The organism is Silanimonas algicola (assembly GCF_054777375.1).
This window is the reverse complement of record NZ_BAAHAS010000002.1, coordinates 1,045,033-1,060,870: the sequence shown is the minus strand read 5'-3', so window position 1 is coordinate 1,060,870 and position 15,838 is coordinate 1,045,033. Positions and strand designations below refer to the sequence as shown.

General features: G+C 69.7%; 16 protein-coding genes. 10 read left to right on the top strand and 6 right to left on the bottom strand.

Annotation, left to right across the window (positions count from 1 at the left end; all coding sequences use genetic code 11):
• Positions 1-332: 332 nt before the first annotated feature.
• Together ACYVAK_RS10170 and ACYVAK_RS10165 are read right to left on the bottom strand one after the other, a co-directional pair.
• Positions 333-1,432 (bottom strand): IS3 family transposase gene (locus ACYVAK_RS10170; protein WP_461060485.1). Its coding sequence is split into 2 segments (ribosomal slippage): positions 333-1,180 and positions 1,180-1,432, totalling 1,101 coding nucleotides; the frame shifts between segments, so codons are not numbered across the junction.
• A 165-nt stretch (positions 1,433-1,597) separates the two neighbouring features.
• Positions 1,598-2,953, bottom strand: coding sequence for an esterase/lipase family protein (locus tag ACYVAK_RS10165; RefSeq protein ID WP_461060483.1), 1,356 nt, complete (start codon positions 2,951-2,953; stop codon positions 1,598-1,600).
• A gap of 246 nt (positions 2,954-3,199) precedes the next feature.
• Here ACYVAK_RS10165 and ACYVAK_RS10160 point away from each other — a divergent pair, with 246 nt between their 5' ends.
• Complete coding sequence (locus tag ACYVAK_RS10160) at positions 3,200-3,760, top strand: helix-turn-helix domain-containing protein (RefSeq protein ID WP_461060481.1); 561 nt, start codon at positions 3,200-3,202, stop codon at positions 3,758-3,760.
• Between the two features lie 116 nt (positions 3,761-3,876).
• Here ACYVAK_RS10160 and ACYVAK_RS10155 read toward each other — a convergent pair whose 3' ends face one another.
• On the bottom strand, positions 3,877-4,515 hold the full coding sequence (locus ACYVAK_RS10155; RefSeq protein WP_461060479.1) for a nitroreductase family protein: 639 nt from the start codon (positions 4,513-4,515) through the stop codon (positions 3,877-3,879).
• Positions 4,516-4,652: 137 nt separating this feature from the next.
• On the opposite strand from ACYVAK_RS10155, the gene yghX reads away from it, so the two are divergent.
• Entirely contained in the window at positions 4,653-5,684 is a 1,032-nt protein-coding gene (yghX, locus tag ACYVAK_RS10150; RefSeq protein WP_461060477.1) for a YghX family hydrolase, read from the top strand.
• A 1-nt stretch (position 5,685) separates the two neighbouring features.
• Here yghX and ACYVAK_RS10145 read toward each other — a convergent pair whose 3' ends face one another.
• Complete coding sequence (locus tag ACYVAK_RS10145; protein ID WP_461060474.1) at positions 5,686-6,432, bottom strand: substrate-binding periplasmic protein; 747 nt, start codon at positions 6,430-6,432, stop codon at positions 5,686-5,688.
• Between the two features lie 206 nt (positions 6,433-6,638).
• Between ACYVAK_RS10145 and ACYVAK_RS10140 the strand changes: the two genes are divergently transcribed.
• From ACYVAK_RS10140 to ACYVAK_RS10130, 3 genes are read left to right on the top strand one after another with little or no spacing between them, the layout of a single operon-like run.
• Complete coding sequence (locus tag ACYVAK_RS10140) at positions 6,639-7,325, top strand: class I SAM-dependent methyltransferase (protein WP_461060472.1); 687 nt, start codon at positions 6,639-6,641, stop codon at positions 7,323-7,325.
• Complete coding sequence (locus ACYVAK_RS10135; protein ID WP_461060470.1) at positions 7,322-7,654, top strand: YkgJ family cysteine cluster protein; 333 nt, start codon at positions 7,322-7,324, stop codon at positions 7,652-7,654. Before ACYVAK_RS10140 ends, ACYVAK_RS10135 begins: the two co-directional genes overlap by 4 nt.
• Positions 7,651-7,869 (top strand): hypothetical protein, encoded by a 219-nt coding sequence (locus ACYVAK_RS10130; protein WP_461060468.1) that lies wholly within the window; start codon positions 7,651-7,653, stop codon positions 7,867-7,869. Before ACYVAK_RS10135 ends, ACYVAK_RS10130 begins: the two co-directional genes overlap by 4 nt.
• A 40-nt stretch (positions 7,870-7,909) precedes the next feature.
• Here ACYVAK_RS10130 and ACYVAK_RS10125 read toward each other — a convergent pair whose 3' ends face one another.
• The gene (locus ACYVAK_RS10125) at positions 7,910-11,188 is read right to left on the bottom strand and encodes a S41 family peptidase (RefSeq protein WP_461060466.1); all 3,279 of its coding nucleotides are present in this window, start codon (positions 11,186-11,188) and stop codon (positions 7,910-7,912) included.
• A gap of 134 nt (positions 11,189-11,322) precedes the next feature.
• Between ACYVAK_RS10125 and ACYVAK_RS10120 the strand changes: the two genes are divergently transcribed.
• A complete protein-coding gene (locus ACYVAK_RS10120) occupies positions 11,323-11,880 on the top strand; it encodes a DUF3228 family protein (RefSeq protein WP_461060464.1) in 558 nt (185 codons plus the stop codon).
• A gap of 18 nt (positions 11,881-11,898) precedes the next feature.
• Here the strand turns inward: ACYVAK_RS10120 and ACYVAK_RS10115 are convergent, their stop codons facing one another.
• Entirely contained in the window at positions 11,899-12,651 is a 753-nt protein-coding gene (locus ACYVAK_RS10115) for an rRNA pseudouridine synthase (RefSeq protein ID WP_461060462.1), read from the bottom strand.
• Between the two features lie 121 nt (positions 12,652-12,772).
• Here ACYVAK_RS10115 and ACYVAK_RS10110 point away from each other — a divergent pair, with 121 nt between their 5' ends.
• The 4 genes from ACYVAK_RS10110 (at position 12,773) to ACYVAK_RS10095 (ending at position 15,710) form a co-directional block, all read left to right on the top strand.
• A complete protein-coding gene (locus tag ACYVAK_RS10110; RefSeq protein WP_461060460.1) occupies positions 12,773-13,387 on the top strand; it encodes a DUF6445 family protein in 615 nt (204 codons plus the stop codon).
• Positions 13,384-14,241, top strand: coding sequence for a PA4780 family RIO1-like protein kinase (locus ACYVAK_RS10105; protein ID WP_461060459.1), 858 nt, complete (start codon positions 13,384-13,386; stop codon positions 14,239-14,241). The genes ACYVAK_RS10110 and ACYVAK_RS10105 overlap by 4 nt, the downstream gene beginning before the upstream one ends.
• A gap of 70 nt (positions 14,242-14,311) precedes the next feature.
• The gene (locus ACYVAK_RS10100; RefSeq protein WP_461060457.1) at positions 14,312-14,734 is read left to right on the top strand and encodes a hypothetical protein; all 423 of its coding nucleotides are present in this window, start codon (positions 14,312-14,314) and stop codon (positions 14,732-14,734) included.
• A gap of 58 nt (positions 14,735-14,792) precedes the next feature.
• Positions 14,793-15,710, top strand: a complete 918-nt coding sequence (locus ACYVAK_RS10095; RefSeq protein WP_461060455.1) for a M14 family metallopeptidase — start codon at positions 14,793-14,795, stop codon at positions 15,708-15,710.
• Positions 15,711-15,838 lie beyond the last annotated feature (128 nt).

Sequence of the window (15,838 nt, the reverse complement as noted above, 5' to 3'; positions counted from 1 at the left end):
CCTGATCGACTACAACGAGCACCGCCCCCACGACGCCCTCGGCGGCATGACGCCCGCCGAGTTCCGAAATCACCACGACGCCAGAAGCTCTACTTTCGAACTGTCTGCTTGACGGGGGAGGTTACGGATGCCAGCGGAAGCGCTCCGGACAGAAGCGTTCTTAAGAACGACGCCTCGCGAGGCATCGCCCACGCCATCGAAGGCGGTCGCGACGGTTCCGGAGCGACGTCCCCCCGCTTTCAGTAGCGGAGCTGTTTAGAGTCCGGGGTTACTTTGACCCACCCCCTTAAGCAGGTGCGGCTGCAAGTAGATAACTCGATCTCCTACGGCTCCTAAGAGTTCGCTTGGGCCCCGTGTTCTCGGGCGAATTCCGCAGGTGTCTTCCACGCAATTGCAGAGTGGGGACGATCCTCGTTATAGAACGTTCGCCACTCGTCGATCTTGCACCGAGCATCGTGCAGCGACAAGAACCAATGCTCGTTCAAGCACTCTTGCCGGAACCTTCCCTTGAAGCTCTCGACCAGCGCGTTGTCCGTCGGCGTTCCGCGTCGTGAAAAATCAAGCTCGACGCCGTTTTCATATGCCCATCGATCCATGACTTTCCCAGCGAACTCACTTTCATTGTCTACCTTGATCGCCGTCGGCTTCCCGCGCTCGGCAACGAGGCGCGTCATTGCCTCGGCTACGTGCTCGCCACGCAGCGACTGATCCACGACGATGCCGAGGCATTCGTGCGTGAAGTGATCGACGATCGTCAGCGCACGAAAGCGACGCCCGTCGAAGAGAGCGTCGCTGACGAAGTCCATGCCCCACAGATCGTTGACCGCGAATGCCTCCTTCCTTGGCTGCCGGCGTCGGCCACTGCGACTTCTTCGGACCCGACAGTGCCGCAGAGACAGACCTTCAGCCTTGTACAGACGATGGACGCGCTTGTGATTATCGCGCCACCCTTCTCGCCGAAGGACGACGAACACCCGCTCACATCCGTAGTGAATCCGGCTCGCCGCAATCTCACGGATTCGCATCCGCAGGGCACTGCAATCTCGTGCCTTGGCGACATAGGTGAGCGATGATCGCGAAATCGACATGATCTTGCTCGCCCGCCGCTCACTGATCCCGAAGCGATCTTGCAGTCGAGCCACCCAGGCGCGCTTCTGGGGGGCCTTCAGAGCTTTTTTGTGACCACCTCTTGCAGCATGGCCTTGTCCAAACTCAGATCGGCGACCAACTGCTTCAGCTTTCGATTCTCGTCTTCGAGCTGACGCAGTCGCTTCAACTCCGATGGCCCGAGCCCTCCGTACTTCTTCTTCCCGTTATAGAAGGTCGCTTCAGAAACCCCCAGCTTGCGACAGACGTCAGCTACGGCCATCCCGAGCTCGGCTTGCTTCAGCGCATACGCGATCTGCTCTTCGGTAAAGCGGGACTTCTTCATGGCTTGATTCCCCATCAGGCACGGGGCCCATCTTGCCGAATCCTCTACTTATCGCCGGCCCTGTTTTCAGGGGGTGGGTCACTTGATCGCCTTCCCGATCTCTAGGGCGGGGGCCAGCCGCCGTGAGGTCCGGTGTTGCGATGTGCGCATGGGGGCTCTCCGTGTCTAGGGGGTGGCGACGCGCTCCAGCTTGAAGAGGTCGTCGGCGATGGAGCGTTGCAGCGTGAGATCGACGAAGAGCGTCCGATGCTTGGCGAAGAACCGCTCCAGCTGGTCGCCGGGCACCCGGATGCCGCCGGCGCCGTTCTCGGGCAGGGGCTTGTAGCCCACCTTGGGCCACCGTCCCTTGATGCGCTGGTAGATCGGATGGGCGGTGACGCTGATGAACAGGGCGTCGATGGCCATTCGCTTCTGCTGGCGGAGGGTGTCCAGCGCCATCACGTCGAGGTGGAGCGATCGGCGGCTCGGGTCATCGCCGTAGGCATGCACGTCGCGGATGACCTTGTCGTAGATCTCGCGTTCGAAGGCGTCGTCCTTCCCGGAGCGGCGGTAGAACTCCATGAAGTAGTCGTGGACGGCGTTGCCCAGGTGGTCGCGCACGTGGGTGACCGTGTTCTGGAAGGCCTGGTCGCCCGGGGGCGTGCCGAGCAAGGCCGTGCAGGCGCCCTGCCAGGGGAAGGACGCGCCGGCCGGGACGTAGTCGGCGTCGGTAACCTGGAGGGCGCGGACGATCAGGCGCGCGAGCGCCTCCTTCGAGCCTTCGCTCTTCGCCTTGCCGAGGCAGATGCTGCTGTGGTTGTGCCCCGGGGCGATGGCAAAGGCGATTTCGCCCCGCGAGGGCTCGACGACGACCGCCCCGGTCGGGCTCTGGTTCTCGTCGAGGGCCACGCGCAGCCGCGCGCAGTTGAGGTTGGCCGTGCTGATGCGGACGGTGCCGTCCGAGCCCTCCTCGTTGGCGATCTGCCGCACGCCGTCGTAGCCGTGGTCGCCGATGACGACGGTGGCCAGCACCTTGCCGGCCCCGTACCAGGCCTCCTCGGCGAAGAGGTCCTTGTCGGCCAGCGCCCGCGTGTAGGGGGAGGCGAGCTCCAGGCCCTTCAGGATTTGCGTTCCCGTCTCGAAGCCATTGGCCCAGCCCTTGATCGCCCGGCCGATGAACGAGCGGCCCTTGTGCGCCAGCGACGAGCCGAAGTTGGCGGGTGCGAGCATCACCAGGCGCTTGACCGGGACGCTTTGGCTCGAGAAGAAGCGAGTCATCCATTCCCGGGCGACCAGCGCCCCCGTGCTGTGCACGATCAGGTTCGTCGCCCGGGGGGCCGTCGGCAGCCCGTGATGTCGCCACGCGCGATGCATCGCTTCGGCCAGATCGGCGTAGGTGACGTGGTCGTCCATCGATGCCCAGTCGGCCAGGTCGATCACGACGGGCCGCAGGTTCGCGTCGCTGGTGAGAAGCCCGGCCAACGCGCGGAAGCTGCCGGCCTCGTCGCTCCAGCCGTGCAGGATGACGGTGCGTTCGGTCATGGTCGATGCGCCTTCGCGCCAAGGGGGGGAGGCTGGGGCTTGTTGTGCCCGAATCCGCCGCGATGCGGGGTCGGGGATGTCCTACCTTACTGTAGGAAAACGCCCTGCCGGGGGCGTCGCGGGCCGCCGTCGCTACACTGTCGGGCCCGCGTCGTGCCCCTGTCGCCCCCGCGTCGCCCCGGCGTCGTTGGCGGGGTGGGGCCGTCGCTCCACTCTGGCGGCGCCTCGAAGGCGCACGGTGAAACGATGATTGTCAGGAAGCTCAGGCTGCAGCGCGGTTGGTCCCAGGCCCAGTTGGCCGAACTGGTCGGGGTGGCCACGCGCACCATCCAGCGGATCGAGCAGGGGCAGGCCCCCAGCCTCGAAACCGCGAAGGCCCTGGCGTCCGTCTTCGAGGTCGACCTTTCCACCTTCCAGCCGGAGCCGCCGACCATGACCCCCTCGACCGATCGACCCGCATCGCCCGCCGATGCCGACACCCAGGAAGCCCCGCAAGAGGCCCGGAGGGCCAAGGCGCCCCTCGATTCCGTGCCCGAGCTCAGGCGCGACGAGCAGGAGGCGATGGCCTACGCCAAGCGCGTGAAGGCGTTCTACGAGTTCCTCGCCACGTGGCTCGTCATCACGCCGGTGTTCCTGTTCGCCTTCCACGACTCGCACCGGGCCACCATCGTCTACATCATCCTCGGCGCGCTCGGCGTGGGCGTGGTCATCCAGGGCCTGCTGGCCTTCGAAGTCGTCAACCTGCCGTTCTTCGGCCCGGGCTGGGAGCGCCGGCTGGTCGAGAAGCGTCTGCGCCGCAAGCTCTGAGCCGCCGGCGATCACGGGGGAACGGAACGCCCCCTGCCCGTCGGTGGTGGTCTCGTCGATGCCGGTGTGCTGTTTCCACGACCAGCGGCACTCGCGCACCACGCGGGCGGAGGGCGTCAGAACACCTTGCCTTCGTCCCAAGCCAGCACTTCCGACACGGCGAGGCGCGGCTTGCGCGGCCAGTTGCCCTCGGCAGCGCGGCCTACGGCCAGCGTCAACACCGGCACGTAGCGCTCCGGGATGTGGAAGGCAGCCTGCACGCCCGCGCTGTCGAAGCCGATCATCGGGCCGCTGGCGAGCCCCATGGCGTCGGCGGCGAGCATCAGGTTCATGGCCGCGAAGCTGGCGCTGCGGATCACCTCGTCGCGAACGAGGCGCTCGTTCTTGTAGTCGCCATAGAAGCCGGCCGCGCCGTTGACGAACCAGTCGGCCACGCCCTGGTCGATGTGGCCGGCCTGCACGGCGCGGGCCATCAGGTCGGGCAGCTTCTCGTGCGCCTGCGTGTCACCGAGGATGATGAAGGTGACCGCGGCATCGCTCACCTTGGCCTGGTTCCAGCTGAGCGCCTTGAGCTTGGCCTTCTGCGCGGCGTCGACCACGGCGATGAAGCGCGTGTGCTGCAGGTTGAACGAGGAGGGCGCCTCGAGCGCGTGCGCCACCAGCGATTCGATCTCGGTGCGCGAGAGCGCGTGGGTGGGGTCGAAGGCGTTGGCGGAGACGCGGTGGCGGATCGATTCGAGGGTGAGGGTGGCCATGGGGCAGTCCAGCAGGGGAGGGAGGATGGCGCAGCCTAGCCCGCCGAGCTTGAAGGCTGCGTTCATCGGGCAGTGGCGCTCGCGCGGGGCGAGGTAGGACACAAGGTGCGGCGCGGCCGGGCGCGTCGATCGTCGCGGTGGCGAATGCCGTGGGCTACGGCGATCCCTTCGTGTTCTCGAAGGCCTTCAAGAAAGTGGTGGGCGTCTCGCCGCGGGCGTTCACCCCGCGCGAAGGCGGCCGCGCCGATGCTCGGGCGTCCCGCCGACCCCCGGAGCGCCGCATGACCCGCCTCACCGCCAAGCATTTCCATCCCGAGCTGCTCGAGCTTTACGACGGCTACGTGCACGGCCGCTTGAGCCGTCGCGAGTTCCTCGACCGCGCGGCGCGCTTCGCGGTGGGCGGGCTGACGGCCGCCGGCCTGCTGTCGGCACTCACGCCCGACTACGCGCTGGCGCAGCAGGTGAGCTTCACCGACCCCGGCATCCGCGCCGAGTACGTGCGCTACCCCTCGCCGGAGGGCCATGGCGAGGTGCGCGCCTACCTCGTGCGGCCGGCCGGGGTGGAAGGCCCGGTGCCCGGCATCGTGGTGGTGCACGAGAACCGCGGCTTGAACCCCTACATCGAGGACGTGGCCCGTCGCGTGGCCAAGGCCGGTTTCGTGGCGCTGGCGCCCGACGGCCTGAGCTCGGTGGGCGGCTATCCCGGCAACGACGAGGATGGGCGTCGCCTGCAGCAGCAGGTCGACCCGGTGAAGCTGATGAACGACTTCTTCGCCGCCATCGACCACTTGCGCACGAGCGGGCTCAGCAATGGCAAGGTCGGCATCACCGGCTTCTGCTACGGCGGCGGGGTGTCGAACGCGGCGGCGGTCGCCGACCCGGCGCTGGCCGCGGCGGTGCCGTTCTACGGGCGGCAGGCCCAGCCCGAGGACGTGCCGCGCATCAAGGCGCCACTGCAGCTGCACTTCGCCGAGAACGATCCAAGGATCAACGAGACCTGGCCCGCCTGCGAGGCGGCGCTGAAGGCCGCGGGCACGGTCTACGAGGCGCATGTGTACGCGGGCACCCACCACGGATTCCACAACGATTCGACCCCACGTTACGACGAAGCCGCCGCGGCTTTGGCGTGGGAACGCACGATCGGGTGGTTCACGCGCCACCTGGCCTGAACTAGGGCGGCGGTGCGGCGGTGTCGGCGTGCCCGAGTCCACGCTGCAGCACCGCCCAGGCGCGGCGCCCCTCGTCATCGCGCCGGAAGGCGACATGCAGGGTCTTCGTCCCGAGGATCCGCGCGTTGAACTGCAGCGGCACCCTGGCCTCACGCAGCGCCGGTTGCGTGGCAACGAGATGCGCCAGCACCGCGGCATCGACCACGGCGAGATCGAGCCGGCCGGACGCGACCTTGCGCAGGTTCGCCAGATCGTCGGGCGCTTCCTCCACGGTCAGGACCCCGCGGGACGCCAGCGCGTCGAAGCGCGCCTCGTTGATGTAGCCGCGCACCACGCCGATGCGGAAGCCGATCAGATCCTCGAGCTGCCGCCAGTTGACCGGCTGGTCGCTGCGCTCGACGAAGCCGAGCGGACTCTCGCCGACGGGCGCGCTCAGCCACCAGCGCGACGCGGATTTGTGGCTCTGGTACTCGGGGAGCAGGCCGACGACGCCATGGTCCCCGGCTTCGGCGGCACGCAAGGCGCGGGCCCAGGGCAGGAATTCGACCTCAAGCCGATAGCCCTGCGAGGCGAAGGCGCTCCGGACCCGGGCGATCGTCGTGCCTTCTTGCGGAAGCGCTGGTCCGGCATGCGGTGGCCATTCGAGCGAGGCGAGACGAACGATGTGCGGATCGGCCGCCTTCGCGGGCATGACGACCAGCAGGCCGGCGAGGCAACACGCCCATCCGCTCGCCCATGGCCTTCGCATGCCTGCCCTCCGCGCTCGAGGTTCGCCGGGTGGAAGCTGCGGTTCTACAGGCTGGCCCCGGGCGGATCAATCGTGGGGGCGGGGGGCGCGACCGCCGTTCAGGGCCGCCCGGCCGGAAGGGGGTACACTCGGGCATCAGAAATTCCGCGCGCTTCGCACGGCCCCCGGGCCGCTCGTTCCGCTCCCTCCACGCGCCTCTGCAGCCTTTGCGGGCGCCGCCCCTCCGGGAGCCCGGTATCTCCGGTTACACCGCCCGTTTCATCGACGTCGACGTGCTCGGCGAACCCTATCGCCTGCGCGTCCTGAGCGACCACCAACAGTTCGCCGACCCGGACGGCGATGCCGAACGGGCCGGGATCTCCTGCGCGCAGTGGCCGCTGTTCGGCCAGCTCTGGCCCGCGGGCCAATGCCTCGCCGAGGCCATGCAGGCTTTCGACGTGGCCGGCAAGCGCGTGCTCGAGCTCGGCTGCGGCATCGGCCTGGCGAGCCTCGTGCTGCAGCGACGCGGCGCCGAAGTGATGGCCACCGACGTGCACCCACTGGCCGAGACTTTCCTGGCCTACAACGCCGCCCTGAACGGCATGGACGCGGTGCATTACCGCCGCCTCGACTGGGCGCGGGCCCGTCCCGACCTCGGCCGTTTCGACGTCATCATCGCGGGCGACGTCCTCTACGAACGTGGCCAGGCCGAGACGGTGGCGCAGGCGATCGCCGATTACGCCGCGGACGAGGCGGAAGTGATCGTCACCGACGCGGGGCGCGGCTACGCGGCGCGGCTCGGCAAGGCCCTGCGGGCATTCGGTTTCTCCGCGGTGCGGCCGCGGCCTTGCGACCCGGCCGCGACCGGCCCCATCGCGACGCTGCGCTTCGAGCGCCTGCGGTGCGCGGCATGAACGCGAAACGCGCGGGCGAGGCGGCCGACTGCCGGCACTGCGATGCCGTGTGCTGCCGGCTTACCGTGATCGTCGACCCGGACGACGGCATCGCCGAGCACCTCACCGAGCTCACCGACGAAGGCCTGACCGTCATGGCCCGCGACGAGGACGGCTGGTGCGTGGCCATCGATGGCGCGCGCATGAACTGTTCGATCTACGACGCGCGCCCCGAGGTGTGTCGTCGATTCCACATGGGGGGGCCGTATTGCGAGGCCATCCGTGAGGACTACTACGGTCGCGGCGATGGCCGCGGCATTCCCGTCCAACTGATAGGAGAGGCCCCATGACGACCCGCTCGTTCACCCCTCACGCCAGCTCGTCGGCACCGCCCTTCCAGCGCAAGGCGGAATCGTCGCGCACGCTCACCAGCGAGCACATCGACGCCCACGTCGCCGCCTTCGAGGCCGCGGGCGGCAAGGTGGAGGTGCTGGCCACCACCACGGTGCTGAAGCGGATCCAGGCCGAACCAGCGACGGCCAAACCGGACGTGGCGACGGAGTGATCGCCCGCGGCCGCGGCGCCTTGACGCCGCGGCCATCGGATCAGCGCGGCAGTGGCGCGACGTCCTGCCCCGGTTGCTCCGGCGACGGGATGCGCTGCGCCGGCGGCTGCACCACCGGCGAGGCCGCGAGTTCGTCCTTCAACATCGCGAGTGCCGTCTCGAGTTGGCGGTCGCGGCCGGCGTAGGACTCCCTCGGCAGGTTGTCGACCTCGACATCGGGGCTGACGCCGCGGCCTTCGATCAGCCAGCGGCCGTCGGCACCGAACTGGCCGAACTCGGCGATGCGCGCGAAGCCGCCATCGCTGAGCCGATTGCGGTCGGACAGCCAGATGCCCGCGCCACTGGTGCGCGTGCCCACCACCGGGCCGAGGCCCAAGGCCTTGACGCCCGCGGCGAAGGTCTCGCCGTCGGAGTAGGTGAGGGCATCCGTCAGGACGACGAGGTGGCCGCGGAAGCTCTGCTGCATGTTCCAGTACGGCGCCTGGCCTGGCGGCTGCCAGAACGCCCACGTGCGGCGAAGCAGGGCGGCGATGATCCACGAATCGATGTTGCCGCCGCGGTTGCGGCGCACGTCGATGACGAGGCCTTCGCGATCGACGTTCGCGTAGAAGTCGCGCACGAAGCTGGCGATGTCGTTCGGGCCCATCGCCCGCAGGTGCAGGTAGCCGATGCGGCCCTTGCCCGCGCGCTCGACGGCCTCGATGCGGCCCTGCACCCAGTCCGAGTAGCGCAGGGTGGCGTTGCGGATGGCGTCGACCGGCACGACGACGGTGCGGATCTCGCGGCCTTCGCGCTGCAGCGTCAGCAGCACCTGCTGGCCGGCCTGGTGGTGCAGGGCGGCGGCGAGTTCACCGGCGTGGCGCACGGCGCGGCCGTTGACGGCGACGAGGCGATCGCCTTCGCGCGCATCGACGCCGGGTTGGGCCAGCGGCGAACGCTCGGCGGGCAGCTCGGCATCGGTGCGGTAGATGCGGGCGATGCGCAGGCCGTCGGCGGTCTGTTCGAGTGCGGCGCCAAGCAGGGCCGGCGCGGCGGCTTCCGGATCGACGGGCAGCTCGCTGCCGCGGACCTGCGAATGCAGGATGCCCAGCGGGGCGATCATCTGCGCGAGCAGGTCGTCGAGCTCGGCGCGGTCGGTGACCCGGGCGAGCAGCGGTTCGTACTGCGCGCGCACCGCGTTCCAGTCCAGTCCTCGCATGCGCTCGTCGAAGCTGAAATCGCGATGCATGCGCCAGGCGTCGGCGAACATCTGCGCCCACTCGCGCGGCGGGTCGATCGGCAGTCGCCAGTCGGCCACGCGCACGATGCTCGGTGTGAGGTCCTGGGGCAACTTCGGGCCGGCGTCGATGGTGACGAGGATGGGGTCGGCGTCACCGCGACGCTGCACGAAGCCGAGACGCTTGCGGTCGGCGCTGATCTGCACGCTGCGGATGTCGCCGGCCAGCACCTCGAGCGTGCTGCCCTGGGCGGCGATGCCGAGGGACTTCAGCACGCCGCGATCGCCCTCGCGGTCGAGCAGGTAGAGCCGGTCGGTGCCCACCAGCAGTTCGCTGTAGTTGCCCGCCGGCACGGGGGCCTCGAACAGGCGCTGCGCGAGGCCGTCGACGACGATGGGTGCAGCGCTCGCGGCATCGTCGTTGCTCTTGCCGTTGCCCTGCGTCGCGGACGCCGTCGCCGGGGCGAGTTCATCGGGCAGGGCGAATGGGAAGCGCTGGCCGGGCTGCAGGGCCAGTGCATAGACCTTGCTGCGCCGGTCGAAGCCGGGGCCGGTGTTGCGGTCGCCCCAGGGGCCGCCGGGCGACGCGACGAAGGCGCGGTCGGAGAGGAAATACAGCCAACGGCCGTCCGCCGAAAAGCTCGGCGCGTAGGACACGTAGCGGTCGCTGGTGAGCACGGTGGGCGCCGCGTCGCCGAGGCGGTAGAGCACGATCTGGTCGCGCCCGGCGCGCGTGTCGGCGCGCGAGAACACCAGGGCGCGGCTGTCCGGCGACCAGGCGATGCGCCCGTACGGATCGTCACCGCCCCAGCGAGCGCGATCGATGGTGGTGTTGCGGCCGCTGGCGAGGTCGAGCAGGTGCAGCGCGCCCGACTTGTCGGTGTGCGCGAGCTGCCGGCCGTCCGGAGACACCGACAGCGCCCAGCGGTGGTGCGTGCCGTCGCGCGTCAGCACCTGGGCCTCGTTCGAGCCGTCGGCGGCGAAGCGCCAGATCTCGGGGCGGCCGTCGGCATCGGCGATGGCGTAGACGAAGCGACCGTCGGGCGACAGTACCGCGCCGCGGGCGCGATGTTGCGGCGGGATGGCGATCTCGACGCGGCGTCGCGGGCCGGGGCCGGCGAGGACCACGCGTCCGCGCACCGTCAGGGTGAAGCGGTCGCCCTGCGGCGCCAGCGCCGCGGATTCGAGGAAACGCAGCGGGCGCTCCAGCCATCGCTCGCGGCGGCGTTCGAAGTCGGACACGAGGGTGATGTCGAGGGCGCGGTCCTCGTTGCTGGCGGGGGTGTAGGCCCAGAGGTCGGCACCGCGCTGGTAGACGATGCGCGTGCCGTCGCTGCGCGCGGCGCGCACGTCGAAGGGGGCATGCCGCGCGTGCTGGCGGCGGTCGCCGCCCTCCGGGTCCATCGACCACAGGGTGTCGTGGCCGTCGGCATTGCCGAGGAAGTACCAGCGCCCGCCCAGCCACATCGGGCTGTGCATGGCACCGTCGGCATCGCTGCCGAGGCGGCGGGCTTCGGCGTCGGTGGCCGGGTCGTACAGCCACAGCTGGCCCATCGCGCCGCCACGGTAGCCGCGCGCGTTGTCACCGTTGATGTGCGCGCCGAAGCGCGTGAACAGCACGCGCCCGCGATCGTCGAAGGCGGCTTGCTGGGCGTCGTGCAGGGGCAGTTCGCGGGTGGCGAGGGTGGCCGGATCGACGAGGCGCAGCACGCGGCGCAGCGCGGGTCCGATGAGGTCCTCGCTGCTGTAGACAACCTCGCCTTTCGGCGACCAGCCGTGCACCTCGACGCGGCCGCCGTCGAAGCTCAGGCGCTTCGGCAGGCCGCCGTCCAATGGCATGACGTAGACGTCGCCGGGACCCTCGTACTGGCCGACGAAAGCGATGCTCCGGCCGTCCGGCGACAGCGCCGCATGCGTTTCCTGGCCCGCATGCGTGGTGAGGCGTCGCGCCTCACCGCCCGCCAGCGGGGCCGACCACAGGTCGCCTTCGGCCGTGAACACCACCGTGTCGGCGTGCACGGCGGGGAAGCGGTAGTAGCCGGGCGTGGCCGCCGCGGGAAGGATGGCGGCGAGGGCGAGCAGGGCGACGAACGAACGGCGCATCGGCGAGGGTTCCGTCATGAGGCGAAGCGCCTGTTTGCCCGAAGCGGCGTGAAGCCCGCAAGTGCGGTTGGCCCCGGCCACGGCGCCGGCGACCCGCGGCAGAATGCGCAGCCGACCTCCGAGGGACCCCGTGCATGGCCATCGTCCTCACCGAATTCGCCCGACCCCGCCTGTTCCCCCGCGAGCCGCGCCGCAACACCATCCAGGACATCACCCCGGAGCAGTTCGTCGAGCACCTCAACACGGTGCCGCCGCTGGCCGTCCTCGACGGCTACGCGCCGTTCTGCAAGCTGCACGTGCACCGCAACTGGACGAGCACGCGCTGCCTCGTGGTGCCCATCACCGAGGACAACCGGCATCGGCTGCGCTCGGCCTACGAGGCGCGCACCAAGGCCGAGCTGCCGGTGCTGAACCGCTGGTTCGAAGGCGTGGAGCCGCCGGTGGCCGATTACTTCGTCGTGATCCTCTACGACCGCGCGCAGATGGCGAAGGAGGGCACGCCGATCGAGGCCGATTGGGGCGTCGTCGGCTGCATGTACACGAGCGAGCCGGCCGAGATCCCGATGGCGCCGATCACGATGATGCGCAACGCGCTGGGCGTGGACGAAGGCGGCAGCGGCGTGCCGATCGACCGCGAGGCCTATGCGCGCAGCGTGGCGTTCTGGGAACGCCACGCGAACTGGCGGGGCTGAGGCGTCCGCCCGGGCGTGCTAGAACCGCTCGCCCACGGGCAGGTAACGCCACTGGCCGGGCGGCATGGCGCCCTCCGGTCCCCTGCCGAGCGCGATGCGCCCGATGCGCTGGCGGCGGATCCCGGTGACCTCCAGGCCCACCTGCGCGCACATCGCGCGGACCTGCCCGGGAACCACGCCCTTGATCGCGATGCGCAGCGTCGTCTCGTTCTGCCAGCTCACCTTGCAGGGCGGCAGCTCGCGACCCTCGAACGACAGGCCGTGCGCCAACCTGTGGAGCCCGTAGGGCGCGATGCGGCCTTCGACCTGCACGAGGAGTTCGTGTTCGATCAAGGCCGCGTCCTCGGTGAGGCGCCGGGCGATGCGGCCATCCTGCGTCAGCACGATCAGGCCGCTGGCCTCCGGCTCGAGCGGCACCATCGGTACGAGGCGCTCGAAATGCCGCTGCAGTACGCGCTGCTCGTGGGGGTCGTCGGTCCAGCGCGTTTCCGGCCCGATGCCCATGGCGGCGCTGCCGATGCCGTTGAAGGCATCGAAACCGGGCGGTTTGTGGAAGAGCAGGGTGGCCGGCTCGACGGGCTTCTTGCGCGCCTCCGGGTCGAGCGCCACGACTTCGTCGGTGACGCGCCGCTGCGGTGTCTCCACCCTTGCGCCATCGACGCTCACCCAGCCGTTGCGGATGTAGGCCTCGGCTTCGGCCCGGGTGCAGCCCGTGAGCTCGACAACGCGGCGCGCCAGTCGGATCGGATCGTTCGGCGTGGGACCACTCATGAATCGTCATCGTTGCGCGTCGGGGTCGCAGTGTAGCGGGACGGTCGATTGCTGACAGAATGCAGTCATTGCAGGCTCGCGCGGTCCCCATCGCGAGCCATCGAAAAGGATTGCCAAGGCCATGCCGACCTCCCTCATCGTGGTGGACGATTTCCTCGAGCGCCCCGAGGCCTTCCGCGAGCGCGCCCTGCGCCTGACCTACCCGGCGCAGCAGGGCGCCTTTCCCGGTCGGAACTCGCTGGAGCGGATCGATCTCCCGGGGCTCTCCGAGTACGTGTCGCAGCTGACCGGCGAGCGGCTCAAGCCGATGGAGCCGCTCGGTTCCCACGGGAAGTGCCGGATCACGCTGGCATCCGACGTCGGCCTCGGACGGGTGCACGTCGACCCCGGCTACTGGTCGGGCATCCTCTACCTGAGCCTGCCCGAGCACTGCAGCGGCGGCACCGACTTCTTCCGGCATCGCCGCACCAACACCGATCGACGCCCGATGACCGCGGAGGAGGTCGCCGCGCTGGGCTACGCGTCCTTCGACGAGGCGCACCGCGACATCATCGAGCGCGACGGGCTCGAGGAGTCGGCATGGGAGAAGACGATGACCGTGCCGATGCGCTTCAACCGGCTCGTCCTGCTCCGCCCCTGGCTCTGGCACACCGCGGGGCCGGGATTCGGCGACAACCTGGCCAATGGTCGGCTCATCCATGTCTTGTTCTTCGCGCCCGCGGCGGGTGCGGCGTGAGGACCCCTGACGCCCTCCAGGCGCTGATCGACGACGGCATCATCGACGAGGTGCTGCGCCCCCTGAAGAGCGGGAAGGAAGCGGCGGTGTACGTCGTCCGCAGTGGCGACGACGTGCGCTGCGCCAAGGTCTACAAGGACATGGCGCAACGCAGCTTCCAGAAGCGCGTGCAGTACCAGGAGGGCCGCAAGAGCCGCGGCAGCCGCGAGGCGCGCGCCATGGGCAAGGCGACGAACTTCGGCCGCAAGCAGCAGGAAGAAGCCTGGAAGAACGCCGAGGTGGACGCGCTCTACCAGCTGCGCGATGCCGGCGTCCGCGTGCCCGAGCCTTACGGTTTCTTCCACGGCGTGCTCGTGATGGCGCTGGTGACGGACGCCGAGGGCTTCAGCGCGCCGCGCCTCGGCGAGGTGGAACTCGATGCCGACACCGCCCGCGCCTACCACGCCGCCCTCGTGCGCGAGGTCGTCCGGATGCTCTGCTGCGGCCTGATCCACGGCGACCTGTCGGCTTACAACGTCCTCGTCGGCCCCGAGGGCCCGGTGGTGATCGATTTCCCGCAGGTGGTGAGCGCTGCCGGCAACAACAACGCGCGGACGATGCTGCTGCGCGACGTCAACAACCTCACCGCCACGCTCGGCCGCTTCGCGCCGGAGCTGCTCGACACCTGGTACGGCGAGGAGATGTGGGCCCTGTTCGAAGCCGGCGAGCTGCGGCCCGACAGCCCGCTCAGCGGCGAATGGACGCCAGACGAATCGGAGGTCGACCTCGACGGCGTTCGGCAGGCCATCAACGACGCGCGCGAGGAGGCGATCATCCGCCAGCAGGGCCGCGAGGCCGCCGAAGCGGAGGATTGAAGGCGCGGCGCGGATTCGCGTGGGCGGCTGCTAAGGTGCGTCCAACCAACACCACCCGCGAGGTCCGACGATGAGCACCGTTCTGTGGGCGAACCTTTGGGTCGATGGTCGCGTCGAAGACGAGTCGGAGGACCGTGCCGCGCTGTACGCGCATGCCAAGGCCCTCGACGCGCTGACCCGGAAGCTCGGGCTGCCGTCCTTCCTGGCGCTGTGCGATACGACGGATGTCCGCTTCAACCTCGACGAGTTCGACTTGCCCGAGGGCATGACGTCGACCAACGAGGTGATGGCCCGCGACGGCGTGTGGCTGCCCCTCGCCGACGCCATCGCGATGCTGGAAGGACTGCTCGCCCACGTGGTCGAACGCGAGGTTCGTTTCGGTTGGCTGCGCAACGCCCATCCCGAGGTGGTGGCCGAACTGCGCGGCGTGATCGCCTTCGCCAGGGCGGCCGAGGGGCGCGCGCAGAAGTTCAACTTCGGCATCGTCACCTAGGCGCCGTGGCGGGAAGGGAGTCGCTAGACTCCAGCGCCCCGAACCTGGAGTCCCCGCCATGACCATCGCCCCGTACCCCATCGGCACGCCCGGCCAGCCTTGGGGTGACGCCGAACGCGCCGCATGGCGCGCGCGCGTGCGCGTGCAGCGCCGCTACGCGGAGGACGTGCTGCCGCGCATCGACGCGCTCCGGTCCGCGTTCGACGTGGCCGAATACGGGCGGGTGCGCTCCGAAAGCGAGGCGTTCCCGCTGTTCGCCGTACGCAGCCGCGGCTGGGACCCGGCGTTGCCGACGGGGCTGGTCACCGGCGGCGTGCACGGCTACGAGACCAGCGGCGTGCACGGTGCGCTCGCCTTCCTCGAGCGCCACGGCGGCGCCTACGCCGGCCGCGCGAACCTGCTGGTGGCGCCTTGCATCAGCCCGTGGGCCTACGAGCGCGTGCAGCGCTGGAACGCGGAGGCGATCGACCCCAACCGCAACTTCCGGGAGGGCAGCCCCTGCGCCGAGTCGGCGGCCATGGTGGCGCTGGTCGCGCCGCTGCAGGGCACCATCCGGCTGCACATCGACCTGCACGAAACCACCGACACCGACGAGAACGAGTTCCGCCCGGCGCTGGCCGCGCGGGACGGCAAGCCGTTCGAGCCCGGCGAGATCCCCGACGGCTTCTACCTCGTGGGCGACACGCCGAACCCGCAGCTGGATTTCCAGCGCCACGTGATCGAGGCGGTGGCGAAGGTCACGCACATCGCGCCGTCCGACGCGACGGGCCGGATCATCGGCTCGGACGTGGTCTCGCCCGGCGTGATCCTGTATCCGTTCAAGACCCTCGGCCTGTGTGCCGGCCTGACCGATGCGCCGTTCACGACCACGACCGAGGTGTATCCGGACAGCCCGCGCGCCACGCCGGAACAGTGCGTGGACGCGCAGGTGGCGGCGGTGGTGGCCGCGATCGACCACGCCTTGGCCGCGGGCTGAGCCACACCGCTGCCGATGACGCGGGCGGGATGAGTCGGCCGGACATGGACAGAGGCACCGGGCTGCCCGCTCGTCCTGCGGCGCGCCATGGGCGTCGCTTCGCGGATTGAACACGGGCCTTTGCGCAC